The sequence below is a fragment of the Stenotrophomonas sp. YJH_SMC_14-1 genome, assembly GCF_059372275.1.
Genome location: NZ_JCAFVK010000004.1, coordinates 305,512 through 320,933 on the forward strand (window position 1 = coordinate 305,512; position 15,422 = coordinate 320,933).

18 protein-coding genes are annotated in these 15,422 nt (G+C 67.2%); 8 read left to right on the plus strand and 10 right to left on the minus strand.

The annotated features are described in order from the left end of the window. Nucleotides 1-154: 154 nt before the first annotated feature. The 3 genes from AC5P9P_RS13065 to AC5P9P_RS13075 form a co-directional block, all read right to left on the minus strand. Nucleotides 155-1,111, minus strand: a complete 957-nt coding sequence (locus AC5P9P_RS13065) for a FecR family protein (protein ID WP_495232840.1) — start codon at nucleotides 1,109-1,111, stop codon at nucleotides 155-157. A gap of 82 nt (nucleotides 1,112-1,193) precedes the next feature. Next, on the minus strand, nucleotides 1,194-1,697 hold the full coding sequence (locus tag AC5P9P_RS13070; RefSeq protein WP_005409865.1) for an RNA polymerase sigma factor: 504 nt from the start codon (nucleotides 1,695-1,697) through the stop codon (nucleotides 1,194-1,196). A gap of 171 nt (nucleotides 1,698-1,868) precedes the next feature. Continuing rightward, the gene (locus AC5P9P_RS13075; RefSeq protein WP_024956507.1) at nucleotides 1,869-2,795 is read right to left on the minus strand and encodes a LysR family transcriptional regulator; all 927 of its coding nucleotides are present in this window, start codon (nucleotides 2,793-2,795) and stop codon (nucleotides 1,869-1,871) included. Nucleotides 2,796-2,946: 151 nt separating this feature from the next. Here AC5P9P_RS13075 and AC5P9P_RS13080 point away from each other — a divergent pair, with 151 nt between their 5' ends. The 4 genes from AC5P9P_RS13080 to AC5P9P_RS13095 all read left to right on the plus strand — a co-directional run bounded on the left by AC5P9P_RS13080 (nucleotide 2,947) and on the right by AC5P9P_RS13095 (nucleotide 5,744). Continuing rightward, nucleotides 2,947-3,813 (plus strand): pirin family protein, encoded by an 867-nt coding sequence (locus AC5P9P_RS13080; RefSeq protein ID WP_049403375.1) that lies wholly within the window; start codon nucleotides 2,947-2,949, stop codon nucleotides 3,811-3,813. 72 nt (nucleotides 3,814-3,885) lie between these two features. Next, nucleotides 3,886-4,566, plus strand: a complete 681-nt coding sequence (locus tag AC5P9P_RS13085) for a hydrolase (protein WP_005409868.1) — start codon at nucleotides 3,886-3,888, stop codon at nucleotides 4,564-4,566. 53 nt (nucleotides 4,567-4,619) lie between these two features. Next, a complete protein-coding gene (locus AC5P9P_RS13090) occupies nucleotides 4,620-5,261 on the plus strand; it encodes a hydrolase (RefSeq protein WP_495232841.1) in 642 nt (213 codons plus the stop codon). 84 nt (nucleotides 5,262-5,345) lie between these two features. Beyond that, nucleotides 5,346-5,744, plus strand: coding sequence for an OsmC family protein (locus tag AC5P9P_RS13095; protein WP_044570312.1), 399 nt, complete (start codon nucleotides 5,346-5,348; stop codon nucleotides 5,742-5,744). A gap of 42 nt (nucleotides 5,745-5,786) precedes the next feature. Here AC5P9P_RS13095 and AC5P9P_RS13100 read toward each other — a convergent pair whose 3' ends face one another. The 6 genes from AC5P9P_RS13100 to AC5P9P_RS13125 form a co-directional block, all read right to left on the minus strand. Then, nucleotides 5,787-6,116 (minus strand): hypothetical protein, encoded by a 330-nt coding sequence (locus AC5P9P_RS13100; protein ID WP_005409871.1) that lies wholly within the window; start codon nucleotides 6,114-6,116, stop codon nucleotides 5,787-5,789. A gap of 97 nt (nucleotides 6,117-6,213) precedes the next feature. After that, nucleotides 6,214-7,959, minus strand: a complete 1,746-nt coding sequence (locus AC5P9P_RS13105; RefSeq protein WP_174842213.1) for a putative porin — start codon at nucleotides 7,957-7,959, stop codon at nucleotides 6,214-6,216. A gap of 42 nt (nucleotides 7,960-8,001) precedes the next feature. Further along, nucleotides 8,002-8,667: a cell envelope integrity protein TolA gene (gene tolA, locus AC5P9P_RS13110; RefSeq protein WP_033835059.1), complete on the minus strand. Its 666-nt coding sequence runs from the start codon at nucleotides 8,665-8,667 to the stop codon at nucleotides 8,002-8,004. A gap of 39 nt (nucleotides 8,668-8,706) precedes the next feature. After that, nucleotides 8,707-9,120, minus strand: coding sequence for an ExbD/TolR family protein (locus AC5P9P_RS13115; RefSeq protein WP_005409874.1), 414 nt, complete (start codon nucleotides 9,118-9,120; stop codon nucleotides 8,707-8,709). A 10-nt stretch (nucleotides 9,121-9,130) separates the two neighbouring features. Next, entirely contained in the window at nucleotides 9,131-10,915 is a 1,785-nt protein-coding gene (locus AC5P9P_RS13120) for a DUF2341 domain-containing protein (protein ID WP_111108879.1), read from the minus strand. Nucleotides 10,916-10,953: 38 nt separating this feature from the next. Further along, nucleotides 10,954-12,570: a ShlB/FhaC/HecB family hemolysin secretion/activation protein gene (locus AC5P9P_RS13125; protein WP_049403379.1), complete on the minus strand. Its 1,617-nt coding sequence runs from the start codon at nucleotides 12,568-12,570 to the stop codon at nucleotides 10,954-10,956. Between the two features lie 201 nt (nucleotides 12,571-12,771). On the opposite strand from AC5P9P_RS13125, the gene AC5P9P_RS13130 reads away from it, so the two are divergent. Then, the gene (locus AC5P9P_RS13130; protein WP_049403380.1) at nucleotides 12,772-13,107 is read left to right on the plus strand and encodes a hypothetical protein; all 336 of its coding nucleotides are present in this window, start codon (nucleotides 12,772-12,774) and stop codon (nucleotides 13,105-13,107) included. Between the two features lie 130 nt (nucleotides 13,108-13,237). On the opposite strand, the gene AC5P9P_RS13135 is transcribed toward AC5P9P_RS13130, so the two are convergent. After that, on the minus strand, nucleotides 13,238-13,699 hold the full coding sequence (locus AC5P9P_RS13135) for a general secretion pathway protein (RefSeq protein ID WP_174842214.1): 462 nt from the start codon (nucleotides 13,697-13,699) through the stop codon (nucleotides 13,238-13,240). A gap of 103 nt (nucleotides 13,700-13,802) precedes the next feature. On the opposite strand from AC5P9P_RS13135, the gene gspH reads away from it, so the two are divergent. The 3 genes from gspH to AC5P9P_RS13150 are packed head-to-tail and all read left to right on the plus strand — an operon-like array spanning nucleotide 13,803 to nucleotide 15,219. Further along, a complete protein-coding gene (gene gspH / locus AC5P9P_RS13140; RefSeq protein WP_049403381.1) occupies nucleotides 13,803-14,249 on the plus strand; it encodes a type II secretion system minor pseudopilin GspH in 447 nt (148 codons plus the stop codon). Nucleotides 14,250-14,257: 8 nt separating this feature from the next. Beyond that, on the plus strand, nucleotides 14,258-14,608 hold the full coding sequence (gspI, locus tag AC5P9P_RS13145) for a type II secretion system minor pseudopilin GspI (protein WP_181453268.1): 351 nt from the start codon (nucleotides 14,258-14,260) through the stop codon (nucleotides 14,606-14,608). Beyond that, nucleotides 14,605-15,219 (plus strand): prepilin-type N-terminal cleavage/methylation domain-containing protein, encoded by a 615-nt coding sequence (locus AC5P9P_RS13150; RefSeq protein WP_049403430.1) that lies wholly within the window; start codon nucleotides 14,605-14,607, stop codon nucleotides 15,217-15,219. Before gspI ends, AC5P9P_RS13150 begins: the two co-directional genes overlap by 4 nt. Nucleotides 15,220-15,422: the final 203 nt, after the last annotated feature.

Below are 15,422 nucleotides of genomic sequence, written 5' to 3' on the forward strand. Positions count from 1 at the left end.
CCACGGGCACATCCGGTGCCGGTGGCATGTCTGGCTTGAGGAGAAACGGTGTTTCGCTCTGGCTATACCTCTATAGACAGCGGGGCACTGCGGGTGCCCACGGTTTTTTCATGTTTTTTTCATCTGGCGGGCCGTGCGCTGCGCCGCAGGCACCTCACCACACCACCAGCGCGCCGCCGGGCAAGCGCTGCACGCGTAGTCCCGCCTGTGCGGCCACCGCGTCAATGGCGGTCTCCGGCTGCTGCAGATGGAACAGGGCACTGACCCGTACGTCCGTGCCCTGCCCGCGCAGCACCCACACCGGAGCACGGCGGTAGCGCGCCAGATCGGCGATGGCCTGCGCGGCTGGCTGATCGTCGATCACCACCTCGCCCCGACGCCATGGCGCCACGGCATCCGGATCGGCCTGCCGCAGCGGCTGCAGCCAGCGACCGTCACGGAACACCCGTGCCTGCCCGGCATGCAGGCGCTGTACGCTGCCATCGCCAGGGCGCACATCCACTACGCCCTCACTGACCTGGGTCACGACCGTGGTGTCCTGCATCGACACGCTGAAGGCGGTGCCGATGTCACGCACCTGGCCGCCCGCCGCCTCGACCTGGAACGGTCGCGCCTCATGGGCCACCTGGAACCAGGCCTGGCCGCGCAGCAGGCGCAGGTGCCGCTGCTGGCCATCGAACGCAACCGCCAATGCGGTGCCCGCATCGAGTACGGCGGTGCTGCCGTCCTCCAGCTGCACCACGCGCGGTGCATCGCTGCTGCGCAGGTCACTGCGTGCCAGCAGCAGCGCGTGCGGCGCAGCGGCAACCATCAGCACCACCGCAGCTGCGCTGGCCAGCAGCCACGGCAGGCGGCGCTGAGGCGCGATCGGGCGCAACCCTTGGCGATCAGCCGTCAACCCGGGCAGCGCGGCCAGCACGTCGGGCCCGGCGGCATCCAACCCTTGCCAGAAGGCCTGCTGCTGGCGCCAGGCCAGCGCATGGCGAGGGTCGGCCTGCAGCCAGCGCTGCAGGGTTCGTTGCTGGCGTTCCGGCAGCGGGCCTGCACTGCACTGGATCACCCAGCGCAACGCCTGCCTGGCCTGACGCGGCGAGGGTTCGGACGTGGTCATGGTTGTGGCCTGCCGCACCACGAACGGGTGCGCCTTCCTGTTGTGACAACGGCGGGCGCGATCTGCCCACGGCAATCGCCGCTCATCGATGCATTCCCTGCTGGTGCTGCTGGATCAACAGCGCCGCGCGCAGCACATGCTTGCCCACCAGGCTCTTGGAAATACCCAGCCGGGCGGCGATTTCGCGCTCACTCAGGCCCAGGTAGCGGTTGAGCACGAAGCACTCGCGCACCTGGGCTGGCAGCGCGAGGATGGTCTGGGTGATCTCGCGCAGCTGCGCCTGGTCCAGCGCCTGCGCCTCGCCATCGCGGCTGGCCTCGGCCATGTCGAGGGCGTACTCGGCCATCGCATGCCGCTCGCGGGCGTCGGACTGGCTGCGGTTGAGCGCGTGGTGGTAGGCCATCCGGTACAGATAGCCACGCGGCTCCAGGATGGGCGGATCGCCGGGCACGCTGCTGGCCTTCAGGTACAGGTTCTGCAGGGTGTCCTCGGTACTGGCCGGGTCGAGATAGCGCGCGATGAAGCGAGACAACGCACGGCGCTCGCGGATCAGCAGCTCGACCAGCGCCAGGGCATTGGGAGACATAGGTGCCAAGGCCGGACCGGGGAATGATGGGCGTGATGGCGACGGTCCGGACGTGGATTGTGGGCTGCGCGGTCGCAGGCGGCAAGCCGCGGCCGAGAGCTTCATCCACGCATGGCGTGGATCTACCAAGGCGCAGGTCCAGTAGATCCACGCCATGCGTGGATGGAAGAGCTAGGGTTCCTCCAGTGCCTCGAAGCGTTCGGCGAGGTAATCGATCAGTGCACGCACCGCCGGCAACAGGCCGCGTCGCGACGGGAACACCGCGTGCACGATGCCGTGCTTGGGCACCCACTCCGGCAGCACCGGCACCAGCGCGCCACTGGCCAGTTCGTCACTGATCATCATCCGCGGCAGCATCAGCAACCCCACCCCGGCCACCGCAGCGGTGCGCAACGCGATCATGTCATCGCTGACCAGCCGCGGGCGATGATGCACGCTGGCCAGCACGTCGCCCGGCCCGGTGTATTCCCATACATGCTGCTGGCTGGGCGATGCCAGATCGACGGTCGGCATCATCGCCAGGTCGGCCGGCACCTGCGGCGTGCCCAGCCGCTGCAGCAGCGCCGGACTGGCACTGGTACACCAGACCCGACGCGCCAGCACGCGTACCACCAGGTCGCTGTCCTCCAGTGGCGGCGGCCGCACGCGGATCGCCACGTCCACACCCTCGCCCACCACGTCGACGCGCCGGTTGGTGGCGTCCAGCTGCACCGTCACCTGCGGGTGCTGGGCCAGGAAGTCGGCCAGCATCGGGCCGATGCGCGCATGCAGGATCGCGATCGGGCACGCCAGGCGGATCGTGCCGCGCGGCTCGGCGCGCGACATCGCAATCGCTTCTTCGGCCGCTTCGGCTTCGACCAGCATCGCCTTGCAGTGGCGGTAGTAGTCCTGGCCGACCTCGGTGACCGAGAAACGCCGGGTCGAGCGCTGGATCAGGCGCACGCCCAACCGTTCCTCCAGCAGCGCGATGCGCCGGCTCAGTTTCGACTTCGGCATGGCCAGCGCCCGGCCGGCCTGCGAGAAGCCGCCGTGCTCGACCACCATGGCGAAGTAGAACAGGTCGTTGAGGTCGCAACGGCGGATATCAGCGATGAACACGGGGCGATCTCCTGTGGCGCAAGGCGCGCACCCATTGTTCACCAGATAGGACTATGACGGCAAATATTGGCGTCTACCGGCCCAATTGTCGCGGCGATATTGTCTCCTGCAACGAAGAACAGCGGCCGGCAGCCCCGGCCAGGAGATCGCCATGAAGCGTGTCACCGGTACCTACAGCGCCCCGCGCCCGCACTGGGTGGGCGACGGATTCCCCGCCCGCTCGATGTTTTCCTACAACACCCACGGCCAGCACCTGAGCCCGTTCCTGCTGCTGGACTACGCCGGCCCTTATACCTTCGCCCCCAGCGATACCCCGCGCGGGGTCGGCCAGCATCCGCATCGCGGTTTCGAGACCGTCACCATCGTCTATGAGGGCGAGGTCGCCCACCGCGATTCAACCGGCGCCGGCGGCACCATCGGCCCGGGTGACGTGCAGTGGATGACCGCAGCCTCCGGCATCCTCCACGAGGAGTTCCACACACCGGAGTTCAGCAAGCGGGGCGGCACGCTGGACATGGTCCAGCTGTGGGTGAACCTGCCGGCGCAGGACAAGATGGGTGCACCGGGCTACCAGACCCTGCTCGACGCACAGATCCCCTCGGTTGAACTGCCTGAAGGCGCCGGCCGCGTGCGTGTCATCGCCGGCCGCCTCGACGGTCATGCCGGCCCGGCCCGCACCCACACGCCGATGGATGTCTGGGACATCCGCCTGCGGCAGGGCCACCACGCCGAACTGCCGGTGGCCGATGGCCGCACGCTGGCGCTGGTGGTGCTGAAGGGCACGGTGCGGATCAACGGCGGCCAGCCGGTCGGCGAGGCACAGCTGGTCACCTTCGACCGCAGCGGCGAGGACGTGTTCGTCGACGCCGACAGCGACGCCACCGTGCTGCTGCTCAGCGGTGAACCGATCGACGAGCCGGTGGTGGGCTATGGCCCGTTCGTGATGAACAGCCAAGCCGAGATCGCGCAGGCGGTCAACGACTTCAACAGCGGCCGCTTCGGCCAGATCGCGCACTGATCGTTTCAATGCGGCGGGCATTGGCCCGCCGCACCTTCCGGGCCATCGCCCACCTTCTCCAGGAGACTGACCATGAGTACCCCCGCCAATTTCAACGGTGCCCGCCCGGTGATCGATCCGGACAACGCTGCGATGCTGCTGATCGACCATCAGAGCGGCCTGTTCCAGACCATCGGTGACATGCCGTTCACCAGCGTGCGCGCCCACGCCACGGCGCTGGCGAAGATGGCCACGCTGGCAAAGATGCCGGTGATCACCACCGCCTCTGTTCCGCAGGGCCCGAACGGCCCGCTGATCCCGGAGATCCACGACGCCGCCCCGCATGCCCAGTACGTGGCACGCAAGGGTGAGATCAACGCCTGGGACAACCCGGAATTCGTTGCCGCAGTGAAGGCCACCGGCCGCAAGCAGCTGATCATTGCCGGCACCATCACCAGTGTGTGCATGGCCTTCCCGTCGATCGCCGCCGTTGCCGATGGCTACCAGGTGTTCGCGGTCATCGACGCGTCTGGCACCTACTCGAAGATGGCCGAGGAGATCACCCTGGCCCGCGTGGTGCAGGCCGGCGTGGTGCCGATGGACACCGCCGCGGTGGCCTCGGAGATCCAGCGCACCTGGAACCGCGACGATGCCCAGCAGTGGGCCGAGGTCTACACGAAGATCTTCCCGAACTACCAGCTGCTGATCGAAAGCTACCTGAAGGCGCAGGACGTGCAGAAGAACCACGAACAGCTGGATTCGCAGCGCAGCTGAGTGGCCTTCGTGCCGGCCAGTCGCCGGCTCCCCCCCTGAACAGGAGACCCACCATGTCCAGTGAACCGATCCGCGACACGGCCAGCGATCATCTGCTGACCCCGCAGAATTCCGCCTTCATCATCATCGACTACCAGCCGGTGCAGGTGAACTCCATCGCCTCGATGGACCGCCAGTTGCTGGTCAACAACATCGTCTGCACCGCCAAAGCCGCCGTCGCCTATGGTTTGCCGATCGTGCATTCGACGGTGAACGTCAAGACCGGCCTGAACAAGCCGCCGATTCCGCAGCTGCGCAAGGTACTGGGTGACTACCCCACCTACGACCGCACCACCATCAACTCCTGGGAGGACGTCGAGTTCCGCAAGGCGGTGGAAGCCACCGGCCGCCGCAAGCTGATCATGACCGCGCTGTGGACCGAGGCGTGCCTGACTTTCCCGGCCCTGGATGCGTTGAAGGAAGGCTATGAGGTGTATGTGGTGGTCGACGCCGTCGGCGGCACCTCGCTGGCCGCGCACGATGCGGCGCTGCGCCGCATCGAACAGGCCGGTGGCCAGCTGATCAGCGTGCCACAGCTGTTCTGCGAGCTGCAGCGCGACTGGGCCCGTTCGGAAACGGTGCCGGCCTTCATGAACCTCTTCATTGAAACCGGTGGTACGGCAGGCATCCAGTTCTCGTACGATCGTACCGAGTGATTGGATGGCGGCGCCGGTCCTGGCCGGCGCCGCCTTTTGGAGCAGTCGAACATGGCTCGACGCCACAGACAGATGGAGAACGTGATGGCCTACGCACGCATTGTTTCAACCGCCGACAACTACCTGCACCACATCAGCAATGGCACATTCGCCGTGGATGCGGACGAGCCCGCCTCGTTGGGCGGTCAGGGCAAGGGCTTCGCACCGTTCGACCTGTACCTGGCCTCGCTGGCGGCGTGCACCGCCATCACCCTGCGCATGTACGCGCAGCACAAGGGCTGGGAACTGGGCGAGTTCCATGCCGAGCTGCGCTCGGAACGTGACGCGGGTGGTCGCTTCCATGTGCACCGCGTGCTGCATGCCAGCGCCGAGCTGAGCGATGCGCAGTGGCAGCGGTTGCTGGAGGTGGTGGAAAAGACCCCGGTGACCCTGGTGATGCGCGAGGGTGCGCGCATCACCAGTGAGCGTGGGGCTGCAGCGTAACCCCATCCACGCATGGCGTGGATCTACTGTAGAGGCGAAAGCTCAGCGCCGTGAATGCAGCACGGTGCGCTGGCGCATGGCGTTGAATTCCTGCTCCACCTGCTGGATGTCTTCGGCCTGGAAACCGGCCGCATCCAGCAGCTGGTCGGCGGCAGCGGCGGCCAGCGGATCATCGTCACGCTGGCGCCAGCAGCGCGCCGGCAGGAAATAGCCCACCTCGCTGCGCCCGCGCATGATCACCACCGGCCGGCCTGCATACAGCAGGAACTCGGCCAGGTGCTGGCGCAGGCCCTCGACGGAAACATAGGCCGGCCCAACACCCAGCATCTGGCTGGACGGTTCGGGACTCTCGAACAGCTTGCGACGGCTCATCCACTCCTCCTTTTGAACAACGCGTGGTCTCCTTTCCTTAGACGGGCGCATCGCTGCGCCCCCGCCACGCACTACGTGATCCGCATCACGCCGCCACTCAGAAGCCGGTGTTGAACTCCAGCTGGAATACGTCGATCGACAGCGGCGCACCGGACACTTCCTTGGCCGCCATCCACTTGCCGCTGATCCAGCTGCGCGCGTCCAGCGCGTAGGCACCGCCCACGTAGTAGCCGCGGGCGTTGGTACCGCCCAGGTGGAAGTTCGGATCGTTGTAGGCGTCCGGCAGCGCATCGGCCTCGATGTGCTTGTAGCCCAGCAGCGCCTGCCACTGACCCTTCTCCTTCAGCTCGGTGGCTCCGAAGGTGGCCTGCACCATCCAGGCGGTGTCGCCGCTGCGGAAGGTGTGGATGCTGGCGGTACCGCCGGCGCCGTAGTTGTTGACGATGCCGTTCTGGGCGCGACTGAACATGGCCTGCTTGTCGTAGGCCAGGTTGCGGATGTAATCGCCGTCCAGGCGCAGACCGACGCCCTGTGCCAGCTGCGTGTCCCAACGCAGGTTCAAGGTAGCCAGGCGGAAGGCCGAGGCCAGGCCGACATACTGCGGGGTCGGCGTGTTGGCCGGGTCCAGCGGATTGCGCGCGATGTCGCGGATCAGCATCAGGGTGTTGCCCTTCTGCATGAACGCCGGGCGCGACCAGTCGGTGTCACAGCCCACCGCACCCGCGTACAGGGCGCACGGTGAGGACAGGCGGCCGCTGATGTTCTTGAAGTCGTAGTAGCCCAATGCAGCGCGCAACGTATTCTCGTCATGGAAGCGCCAGTTCACACCTACTTGCGCACCGGACAGCCACTTGTTCTCGTTCGGAGTCTTGACCTTGCTCTGGCTCGGCGAGCTGTCGGAGGTGTACTCCAGGGGTACCACCGCGAGGTTGGCGAACAGGCCGAGGTCACCGCCGGCGAAGCCGTACTTCAGGTTCGCGGCCAGGCCATCGAAGTTGAGGTCGTTGGAGAACAGCGTGTCGCTGGTCCAGAACGGATTGCCGAAGCGGCCGCCGCGCACCGTCACCCAATCCGCCGGGCTGTAGGCCAGCCAGGCCTGGTCCAGCCACACGTCCTTCTTGCTCAGGCCGCCACCCAGCTGCTCGGTAGTCGACACCGGGCCATTGCTGCTGCCGCTGGCCAGGCGCACGCCGGCCGTGGTGTGCTGGCCAATGGTTGCCTCGATGCCCAGGCGGGCACGGATGCGCCACAGGTTACGGCGGTCCTGGCGGGTGTTCAGCAGCGGCGGCAACTGCAGGTTGGTGTTGGTGTTGGTGTCGAAGCCGTTGCCGGAGTTGATCGACGACCAGTTGCTCACGATGTCGCTGTTGCGTTCGGAGAAGAAGCGCGACTCGCTGCGCACGCGCATGTCACCAGTGACCTTGATGCGCTTGGTCCATTCGGCCACTTCGTTCGGTGCCGCCCAGCCTTCCGACCTGGCCTGCGCCATCACATCCTGGCGCACTTCGTCACGAATGCCGTCGCGCACGCTCTGCGGGACGTAGGGCACGCGCACGTCACCGGCCTCCAGGGCCACGCCACCACTGGCGGCCGAGGGCGCGGCGGCTGTACCGCGCTGGGCGGCCGCTGCTTCGGCCTCGGCCTGCACCAGCAATGCCTGGCCGTCTTCGGGCTTCAGCGCACCGCTGGCGATCAGGCCCTTGATCAGCTTGACCATGGTGGTTTCGGCGGCCATCGCACCGGCCGGGGCGGCCAGGCTGAGCAGCACGGCGCAGCACAGCAGCGCCCGTCGGGCCGGCCGCGGGCGGCGGGAGTCGGTTCGTGCGCGGTCGTGGTCGTTCATCACGGTTCTCATCGAAAGAAGGGAAATCACGGAGGTCGGGAATCAGGCCCCGGGCCGGCGGCCCTGGATCAGCACGCGGGCGGGGAAATCGAGCGACGGCGGTGGTGCCTGGTCGACCTTGCCGATGCGTCGCAGCGCATCGAGCACGGCCGCGTCGGCCTCCTCGTTGCCACTGCCGCGCACCAGCTCGACCTTTTCCAGGCGGCCGTCGTTGGCCAGCCACACATTCACCTGCAGCTGGAACGCCAGGCGCTTGACCTTGTCATCGCGCGAGATCGCCTGCTGCATCAGGTAGCCGAGGTAGCGGCCGTAGGTAGCGTTGCCGGCGCCACCACGGCCAACGCCGGAGGAACCGCCGCCACTGCCGGACTGGATACCGAAGTTGTCACCGCCGGCCTGCGCATCGGCATTCATCGTTACCGGGTCGGCATTGTCCGGGGTCGGGGTCGGCTCTTCGGCCGGCGTCGGCTGATCCAGCGGCTCCGGCTCGGGAATGGCCTCTTCCGGCGGCGTTTCGGGTTCCGGCGGCTTTTCCGGTGGTGGCGGCGGCGGCGGAGGGGGCGGCGGCAGCGCCAGCATCGGCGGCTGCACCACCGGCCGACGGGTACTGGCAGTGTCCCTGAACAGCATCCACCACACGGCGATGCCGAGCACCAGCAACGCGGCCAGCACCAGCGCGACGGTCACCAGCAACTGGCGGCCGCGCATGCCGGGCTCCGGCCGAGGGGGTTGATGGGCCGTCATGCCTCAGCCCTGCGCCTTGCCGGTGACCAGGCCGACCTGGGCCAGCTCCAGCCGCCGCAGCAGGTCCAGCACCTCGACCACGCGGGCGTACTGCACCTGCGCATCACCGCGCACGATCACCGGGAAATCCGGCGTGGTCGCGCGCTCGGTACGCAACCGGTCTTCCAGTTCAGCCATCGTCACCGGGTAGGCATCCAGGAACACCTGTCCACTGGGGTCGATGGTGATCGCCTTGGTCTTCGGCTTCTCCAGTGCGACGCTGTTGCTGGCCTTCGGCAGGTTGACCTCGATGCCGGGGATGGAGGCGTTGCTGGTCAGGATGAAGATCACCAGCACCACCAGCAGCACGTCGACGAAGGGCGTCACGTTGATGCCCTTCTCGCGCTTCTTGATGCCGAACTTCGCCTTCTGGCCCATGGCGTGCCCCTCAGCCCTGGACCGCGGCCGGGCCGCGCCCGTCCTGCTCTTCGGCCAGGCGTGCGGCGAACTCGTCGATGAACACCGCCATGTCCGCGCCGATCGCTTCGGCACGCGCGCCCAGGTAGTTGTAGCCGAAAAGCGCCGGGATCGCGACGCCGAGGCCGGCAGCGGTACACAGCAGCGCCGCGGCCATGCCCGGCGCCACCGAATTGATGTCCACCGCGCCAGCCATCGCCGCCACCACGAACACCAGCATGATGCCGATCACGGTACCGAACAGGCCCACGTACGGCGCGCCTTCGATGGTGGTCGACAGCCAGTTCATCCGCCGCGCCATCGCTTCCTGCTCACGCACCATCACCGCATCCATCGAGGCGCGGATCGCCGCAATGGTGGCACCACTGAGATAACCACTGTTGCCGTCGCGCTGGTGACGCTGCTGCATTTCATCGATGGCCACCTGGTAGATGCGCCACAGCGAACCGTCGTGCATCGCGGTGGGTGCCTTGCCCTGGCGGTCCATGTCGGACAGGGTGCGCAGCGGCACACCGGACAGCTTGCCGAAGCTCTCGGTGAACACTGCATTGGCCTTGCTGGTACGGCCGAAGTGCCGCCCCTTGGCGATCATGATCGCCCACGACAGCAGCATCATCAGGCCCAGGATGGCGACCACCACCCAGGCGTCGAACGGCATCGCCTTGAGAATGAAGGCGAAGTGGCTCTGCCCGGCGGACTGCTCGTCGGCGCCGTAGCTGATCAGGCGCGAGTCGGCGCCCTGCGCGGTGGCATCGGCCAGCAGCAGCGCGGCCGGTCGTGCCACGCGCGAAATACGCAACTCATCCAGCGCGCCTTCGAAGCTGGCCAGCGGCTGCACCGCGCCCGGCGCATCGGCGCCCACCACCGGCGCGGTGGTCAGCGCCGGCAGCTCGCCGCTCAGCTGGGCGACCACGCGGCCCTTGAGGTACAGCTGCAGAGCGCCCTTCTCCGCAGTCAGCGCCACATGCGCCCACTGCCCTTCCGGAATCGGCTGCGCCGGCGTGCTGCGCTGGCCATTGAGCTGCACGAACGGCACCCGGTTCTCGATGCCCAGCACCAGTTCGGACGCACCGTCACGACGGGCATAGATCGCCTGTGCAGCGTTGTTGCTGCCCGGCTTGATCCAGGCCGAAACAGTGAGCGGCGCGCCCGCCTCCTGCGCAAGCGATGCGCTGGCCGGCAGCGGCAGCGGGCCTGCGCCCAACTGCACACCGCGGCCGATCACCGAGCCTTCCGATGGCGGCACCACGGCACCGGCATTGTTGCCATAAGCGGTGGTGTCGCGTGCCGGCGCATTGGCCTCGGCGAAGTGGTAGACCAGCGTGTAGTCCGGGTCGAACACCTGCTGGCCATTGCCGCTGGCCGGGGCCTTCTCGTTGCCGTAGTACATCCAGATCGTCTGCGGTGCCGCAGCGCTGACCGCCGGCACGTCCACCCAGACCAGGGCCAGACCCAGCTTGGGATCGAACTGTTCGATCTGGTGGGCCAGCACGGTGCGGCCATCACCCGAGACGAAGCGCAGGTCGTTGCCCGCATCCTGGGTACCGTCGAAGCCAAAGTTGCCGGTATGCAGGCGCAGCAGCAGCGGCGTGCGGCCCGGGTCACCGGCCAGGCCCGCGCCCTGCGGGCCGGCGTCGACAGTGATCGGCTTGCGGTACTTCCATTCGGCCTGCCACCAATTGGCATCGGCCGCAGCGGCCGGCAGCGCAACCAGCGCGGCCAGCAGCAACAACACTCGGGAAAGCAAACGGTCCATGCGAAGGGTCTCCGGAGAACGCATGTTCAAGGGAAGGGTCAGTAACTGGTGCTGATGTTGAAATGCAGGCGCGGATCGTCCTTGCGCGTGACCGGGCCGTCGGCATAGGGCCAGGCGTAGTCCAGGCGCAGTTGCAGGTGTTCGCCCAGGCGCAGCTGCGCGCCCAGGCCGACCGAGGCCAGGTTGTACTTGTCACGCTGCTCGGGCAGCGGCTGGCGCAGGCGCAGGTACGCCGCGTCCGCAAAGCTGTAGACCCGCAGGTCGCTGCCGCTCCCCAGCGACCATGCCGGGGTGCGCCATTCCAGGCTGGCCAGGCCGCCGTAATCGCCGATCGCCTCGGCCGACAGATAGCCGCGCACGGTGTACATGCCACCGGCGGCGAACTGCTCGGCCGACACCAGCGGCGCATCGGTCACCTGCAACGAGCCGCGTGCATACCATTGCCAGTCGCTGCCGAACGTGTGGGTGTTGGCGACGTCCGCCTTGAACGCGACGAAACTGGGGTCTGCCCAGTAGCGCTTCTGCCCGAATCCGATGGCATCGCTGCCATAGCCGAACAGCCGACGGGTACCGGCCACCAGCTGGGTATTGATGCTCAACTGATCCTGCTCGCCCTGGCGCACACCGACAAACCCCAGGGTGATCGGCGCGTACTTCAGCGGCGTCTTCAGGCTCTCCTTGCCCATCTGCGTGTCTTCCTCGGTATCCTTGAAATCCACGCCGAGGCTCAGCTGGCGCCACCATTGGCTGCTGCCGGCCAGTCGATAGTTGAGCTTGACACCGATCGAATGACCGTTGCCGATCACATTGGTGCCAGTGCCGGTACCGACCTGCCCGCCCGCGTTCAGCACGCGGCTGTCGGACTTGTAGCCGGAGGCTTCCAGGCTCCATGGCGTGCCTTCGAACGGCATCGTGTACGAGGCAGAGAACACCTTGGCCTGCTTTGTATCTTCCGGCGCCAGGTACACGCCGATGTTGGCGCTGTGCCCCCGCTTCCACAGGTTGTCGTAGGCCAGCGACGCACTCAGGCGCAGCTTCTCGGTGTCGGCGCTGTGGTCGTTGTTGAGTGACGCGCTGGCACGCCACGGCGACTTCTCTTCGACCTGCAGGTCCACATCCATCGTGCCCGGCACCTGGCCCTCGCGCACCAGCGGCATCACCTGGCGACGTCCGCCTTCATTGAGCGCGGTCAGCTCCTTCTGCGCCTGATCGAAATCAGGCACCTTGCCCTCGGCGAGCGCCGGCACGCGTTCGCGGATGCGCTCGGGCGATTCGTGCTTCGTTCCCACGACCCGCAGCTGCCCAATCGGCGTCTGCTGCACCTTCAGCAGCACCACGCCGCCACTGACCTGCTGCTCGGGCAGCTCGACGTAGACTGACTGGTAGCCTGCCTGTTGGTACAGCGCATTGACGGCATCGCGCGCCTTCTCGACATCAGCCAGGGTCTTGCCCGGGCCGAGGAACGGCTCCACCGCACGTTCGATCTGGCGCGGATCGAGCACGGTGTTGCCGCGCACGATGTATTCATTGATGTTCACGCTGGGCGCTGGCGCTGCCTCCTGCGCGAACAACGGCAGCGGCATCGCGGCCAGAGCCAGCACCAGCGGATGCAGGCGCAAGGGAAGGTGGACGGCTCGGCACGGAACAGGAGTCATCGAAGGCATCGCGTCGTATCGAAGGGAGTGGCCAGGGAGCGGCGCGTGGGTCTACCAACAGGACGTGTACGTCGCGTCAAAACCGCCAACAGTTTTGTGACAGCACTGTCATCTTTTGACGGCACCGCAATGCACGCAGGCGGACCCTGCCTTCGCCACACGTCTTCATTGCAGAACGTCGATTGCTGCGGAAGATTCGAGATGCGTGAATCACTGATGGTGGAGCTGGGCGCTGCCCTCACCCTTGCGTTGCTGCTGGTGTTGGCCCCAGTGCGCGCCGACGAGGCGAAGAAGCAGGAAGACCCCGCGCCCTGCATCGAAGTACAGGTCAATGGCGAGCGCATTCCGGCCTGGGACTGCCTGCAGCGCAAGTTGGCGCCGGCATCGAAAGCGGCGAAGTCACCGGCATTGCCCGAGGCCGAACGGCTGATGCGGCAGCCGGGCAACCAGCTGATGCAGTACAACCTCGAAGGCACGCGACAGCGCATGGGCGATGCCTTTGGTCGTTCGGTGGTACCGCAGCGTCCGGCGCGATGAGCCTGCGCGGCCGGAGGGCCGAGCCCACGCCTGGCAGGATTTGAAGGGTCCAGCTATCGCTCGGCAGGATTCTGTAGAGTCGAGCCAGGCTCGACTGTTCTTCCAGACGCAGCCGAGCGTAGGCTCGGCACTACGGTGCCGCGGGCACGAAGCCATCGCTCGGCACCGGCGGCAGCTCAGGCACCGGCAGGCTGCGCGATTGCCCGGCCTGGTTCAATTCGACCGCGCTGGCACTGATGCTGGCCAGCACCGTGCAGGGTCCGAGTCGTTGGCCGGGCGCATACGCTTCCGCCGGGCGTCCATCCACCGAAAGCAGCGCCAGCGGCGCGTGGTCGCCGGCCATCACGCCCAGCACGACCACCTCGGTCTGCACCGCACCGGGGGACAGCAACCGCACCAGCGGCAGGCTGGCCACTGCATCGAACAGGGGGCGTGCAGGGGCCTCTGCGTGCGTTTCGCTGGCCGCCGCCGTCGGCGCCACCGCAGACAGGGTCACGCCCCAATAGGCCACCACCGCCAGCAGCAGGGTCGCCGCCAGCAGGGTCAACATGCGATTGCGATCCCAGCGCCTGCCATCCATGTTCCGCACCATCGCCACGTTCGTGTCCGCCCACGCTAGCAGCTGTGGCTGACGCTTTTGTTTCATCATCCCGGCCTACGCTGGCGGGTATCGACCCGGACAGGAGGCAACGTCGATGCAGCACGTGCCGCGTGGTTTCACCCTGCTGGAACTGATGGTGGTGCTGGTGATCATCGGCATCTGCACGGCGGGCATCGGCCTGGGCCTGGGCAGCCTGCTCGACCCGGGCCGGCAGCTGCGACAGGAAGCTGAACGGCTGGCGCAGCGCCTGCAGGTGGCGCGCGACGAGGCGCGCATCGATGGCCGCCCCCTGCGCTGGCAGGCCGACGCCAACGGCTATCGTTTCAGCCGCCGCGAAGGCAGCCGCTGGGTGACCGTTGAACGCGATGATCTGCTGCGCCCGCAGAGGTGGCAGGCGACGGGCATCGCGGTGCAGCCCGCCAACCCCATTGAGCTGAGCCCGGAGTGGATCGGTATCGCCTGGGAGCTTGGACTGTCGTTGGATGGCCGCAAACTGCGTCTTCGCGATGATGGCAGCGGACAGTTGCAGGTCGTGCAGTGAAGCAGAACATGCGCGGGTTCACCCTGGTCGAGGTACTGATTGCACTGGCGATCGTTTCGATTGCGTTGGCGGCGGTGATGCGTTCAGTGGCGGTGGCGACCGATGATCAGTCGCGCCTGCGCGACCGCCGGCTGGCACTGATGTGTGCGCAGGACCGCTGGCAGGAGCTGCGCCTGGCCGGGCAGCCTCCGCAGGATGCACGGCAGCGCTGCGTGCAGGGGCGCAGCAGTTTCCTGGTGCTGCAGCATGTCGGCACCGGGAGTGACGGACAGCCACAGCTGGAACTCAGCGTGGTTGCCGAAGATGCACCCCGGCAGTCGCTGGCGCGAATGCAGTTGCCGTGGACGGCGGCGCAATGAAGCGCGCAGTACGCGGTTTCACTCTCATCGAGGTGATGATTGCGATCACCATCATGGGCGTACTGGCGCTGATCTGCTGGCGGACGCTCGACAGCGTGGCCAGCAGCGACCAGCGTCTGCGCCAGGCCGATGCCGAGACCACGACAGCGCTGCGCGTGCTGCAGCAGTTCCAGCGTGATATCGAAATGCGCGCAGACGATGCGCTGATGAATGGCGCGGTGCGCCCGGCGGACCGTCCGCAGCGATTGCTGCCGCCGTCGCTGGTGAGCGAACGGCACCCGGATGGCAGCTTCGCGCTGGAGATCACCCGCAGCGTGGGCAGCGATGGGCTGCGCTGGCAGCGGGTGCGCTGGTGGCGGCAGGGAAGTACGCTTTGGCGGGCCAGTGGTGCGGCTACGGATCGCTACCCCTTGCCCGCACCGGATCCGTCAAAGGGAATCGCGGTGGCGCAGGATGTGCAGCGATTCGAGGTACGCGCGTGGCAACCAGGCGCTGGGTGGGCAATGCTGCCGAGCGAAGGCGAGGTGCTGCCAGCCACCGGGCTGGAACTGCGGTTGGGCCTGCGCGATGGGCGTGGGCCATTGAGTTACCGGCGGGTGCTGGAGCTTTAGGATTGCTCCCAGGCAAAGCATCCACGCATGGCGTGGATCTACTGCCAAGCCCGCTCTGGTGGGTCCCGACCTTGGTCGGCACTGAAGCTGGCCCAGCCATCCACGCATGGCGTGGATCTACTGCCGAGCGGCGCCTGCTGCCACGCCTTCTCTGGTGGGTGCGGACCGTTGGTCGGCACTGAAGCTGCCCAAGCCATCGACGC

Bases quoted from the DNA above. Each gene is read 5' to 3' on its own strand.
- AC5P9P_RS13095 (WP_044570312.1), top strand. From the start codon at position 5,346: ATGGCCTACGCACGCATTGTTTCAACCGCCGACAACTACCTGCACCAC.
- gspI (WP_181453268.1), top strand. From the start codon at position 14,258: ATGCGCGGGTTCACCCTGGTCGAGGTACTGATTGCACTGGCGATCGTT.
- AC5P9P_RS13125 (WP_049403379.1), bottom strand. From the start codon at position 12,570: ATGACTCCTGTTCCGTGCCGAGCCGTCCACCTTCCCTTGCGCCTGCAT.
- AC5P9P_RS13135 (WP_174842214.1), bottom strand. From the start codon at position 13,699: ATGGTGCGGAACATGGATGGCAGGCGCTGGGATCGCAATCGCATGTTG.
- AC5P9P_RS13085 (WP_005409868.1), top strand. From the start codon at position 3,886: ATGAGTACCCCCGCCAATTTCAACGGTGCCCGCCCGGTGATCGATCCG.
- AC5P9P_RS13090 (WP_495232841.1), top strand. From the start codon at position 4,620: ATGTCCAGTGAACCGATCCGCGACACGGCCAGCGATCATCTGCTGACC.
- AC5P9P_RS13130 (WP_049403380.1), top strand. From the start codon at position 12,772: ATGCGTGAATCACTGATGGTGGAGCTGGGCGCTGCCCTCACCCTTGCG.
- AC5P9P_RS13070 (WP_005409865.1), bottom strand. From the start codon at position 1,697: ATGTCTCCCAATGCCCTGGCGCTGGTCGAGCTGCTGATCCGCGAGCGC.
- AC5P9P_RS13115 (WP_005409874.1), bottom strand. From the start codon at position 9,120: ATGGGCCAGAAGGCGAAGTTCGGCATCAAGAAGCGCGAGAAGGGCATC.
- AC5P9P_RS13080 (WP_049403375.1), top strand. From the start codon at position 2,947: ATGAAGCGTGTCACCGGTACCTACAGCGCCCCGCGCCCGCACTGGGTG.
- tolA (WP_033835059.1), bottom strand. From the start codon at position 8,667: ATGCGCGGCCGCCAGTTGCTGGTGACCGTCGCGCTGGTGCTGGCCGCG.
- AC5P9P_RS13105 (WP_174842213.1), bottom strand. From the start codon at position 7,959: ATGAACGACCACGACCGCGCACGAACCGACTCCCGCCGCCCGCGGCCG.
- AC5P9P_RS13065 (WP_495232840.1), bottom strand. From the start codon at position 1,111: ATGACCACGTCCGAACCCTCGCCGCGTCAGGCCAGGCAGGCGTTGCGC.
- AC5P9P_RS13120 (WP_111108879.1), bottom strand. From the start codon at position 10,915: ATGGACCGTTTGCTTTCCCGAGTGTTGTTGCTGCTGGCCGCGCTGGTT.
- AC5P9P_RS13150 (WP_049403430.1), top strand. From the start codon at position 14,605: ATGAAGCGCGCAGTACGCGGTTTCACTCTCATCGAGGTGATGATTGCG.
- AC5P9P_RS13100 (WP_005409871.1), bottom strand. From the start codon at position 6,116: ATGAGCCGTCGCAAGCTGTTCGAGAGTCCCGAACCGTCCAGCCAGATG.
- gspH (WP_049403381.1), top strand. From the start codon at position 13,803: ATGCAGCACGTGCCGCGTGGTTTCACCCTGCTGGAACTGATGGTGGTG.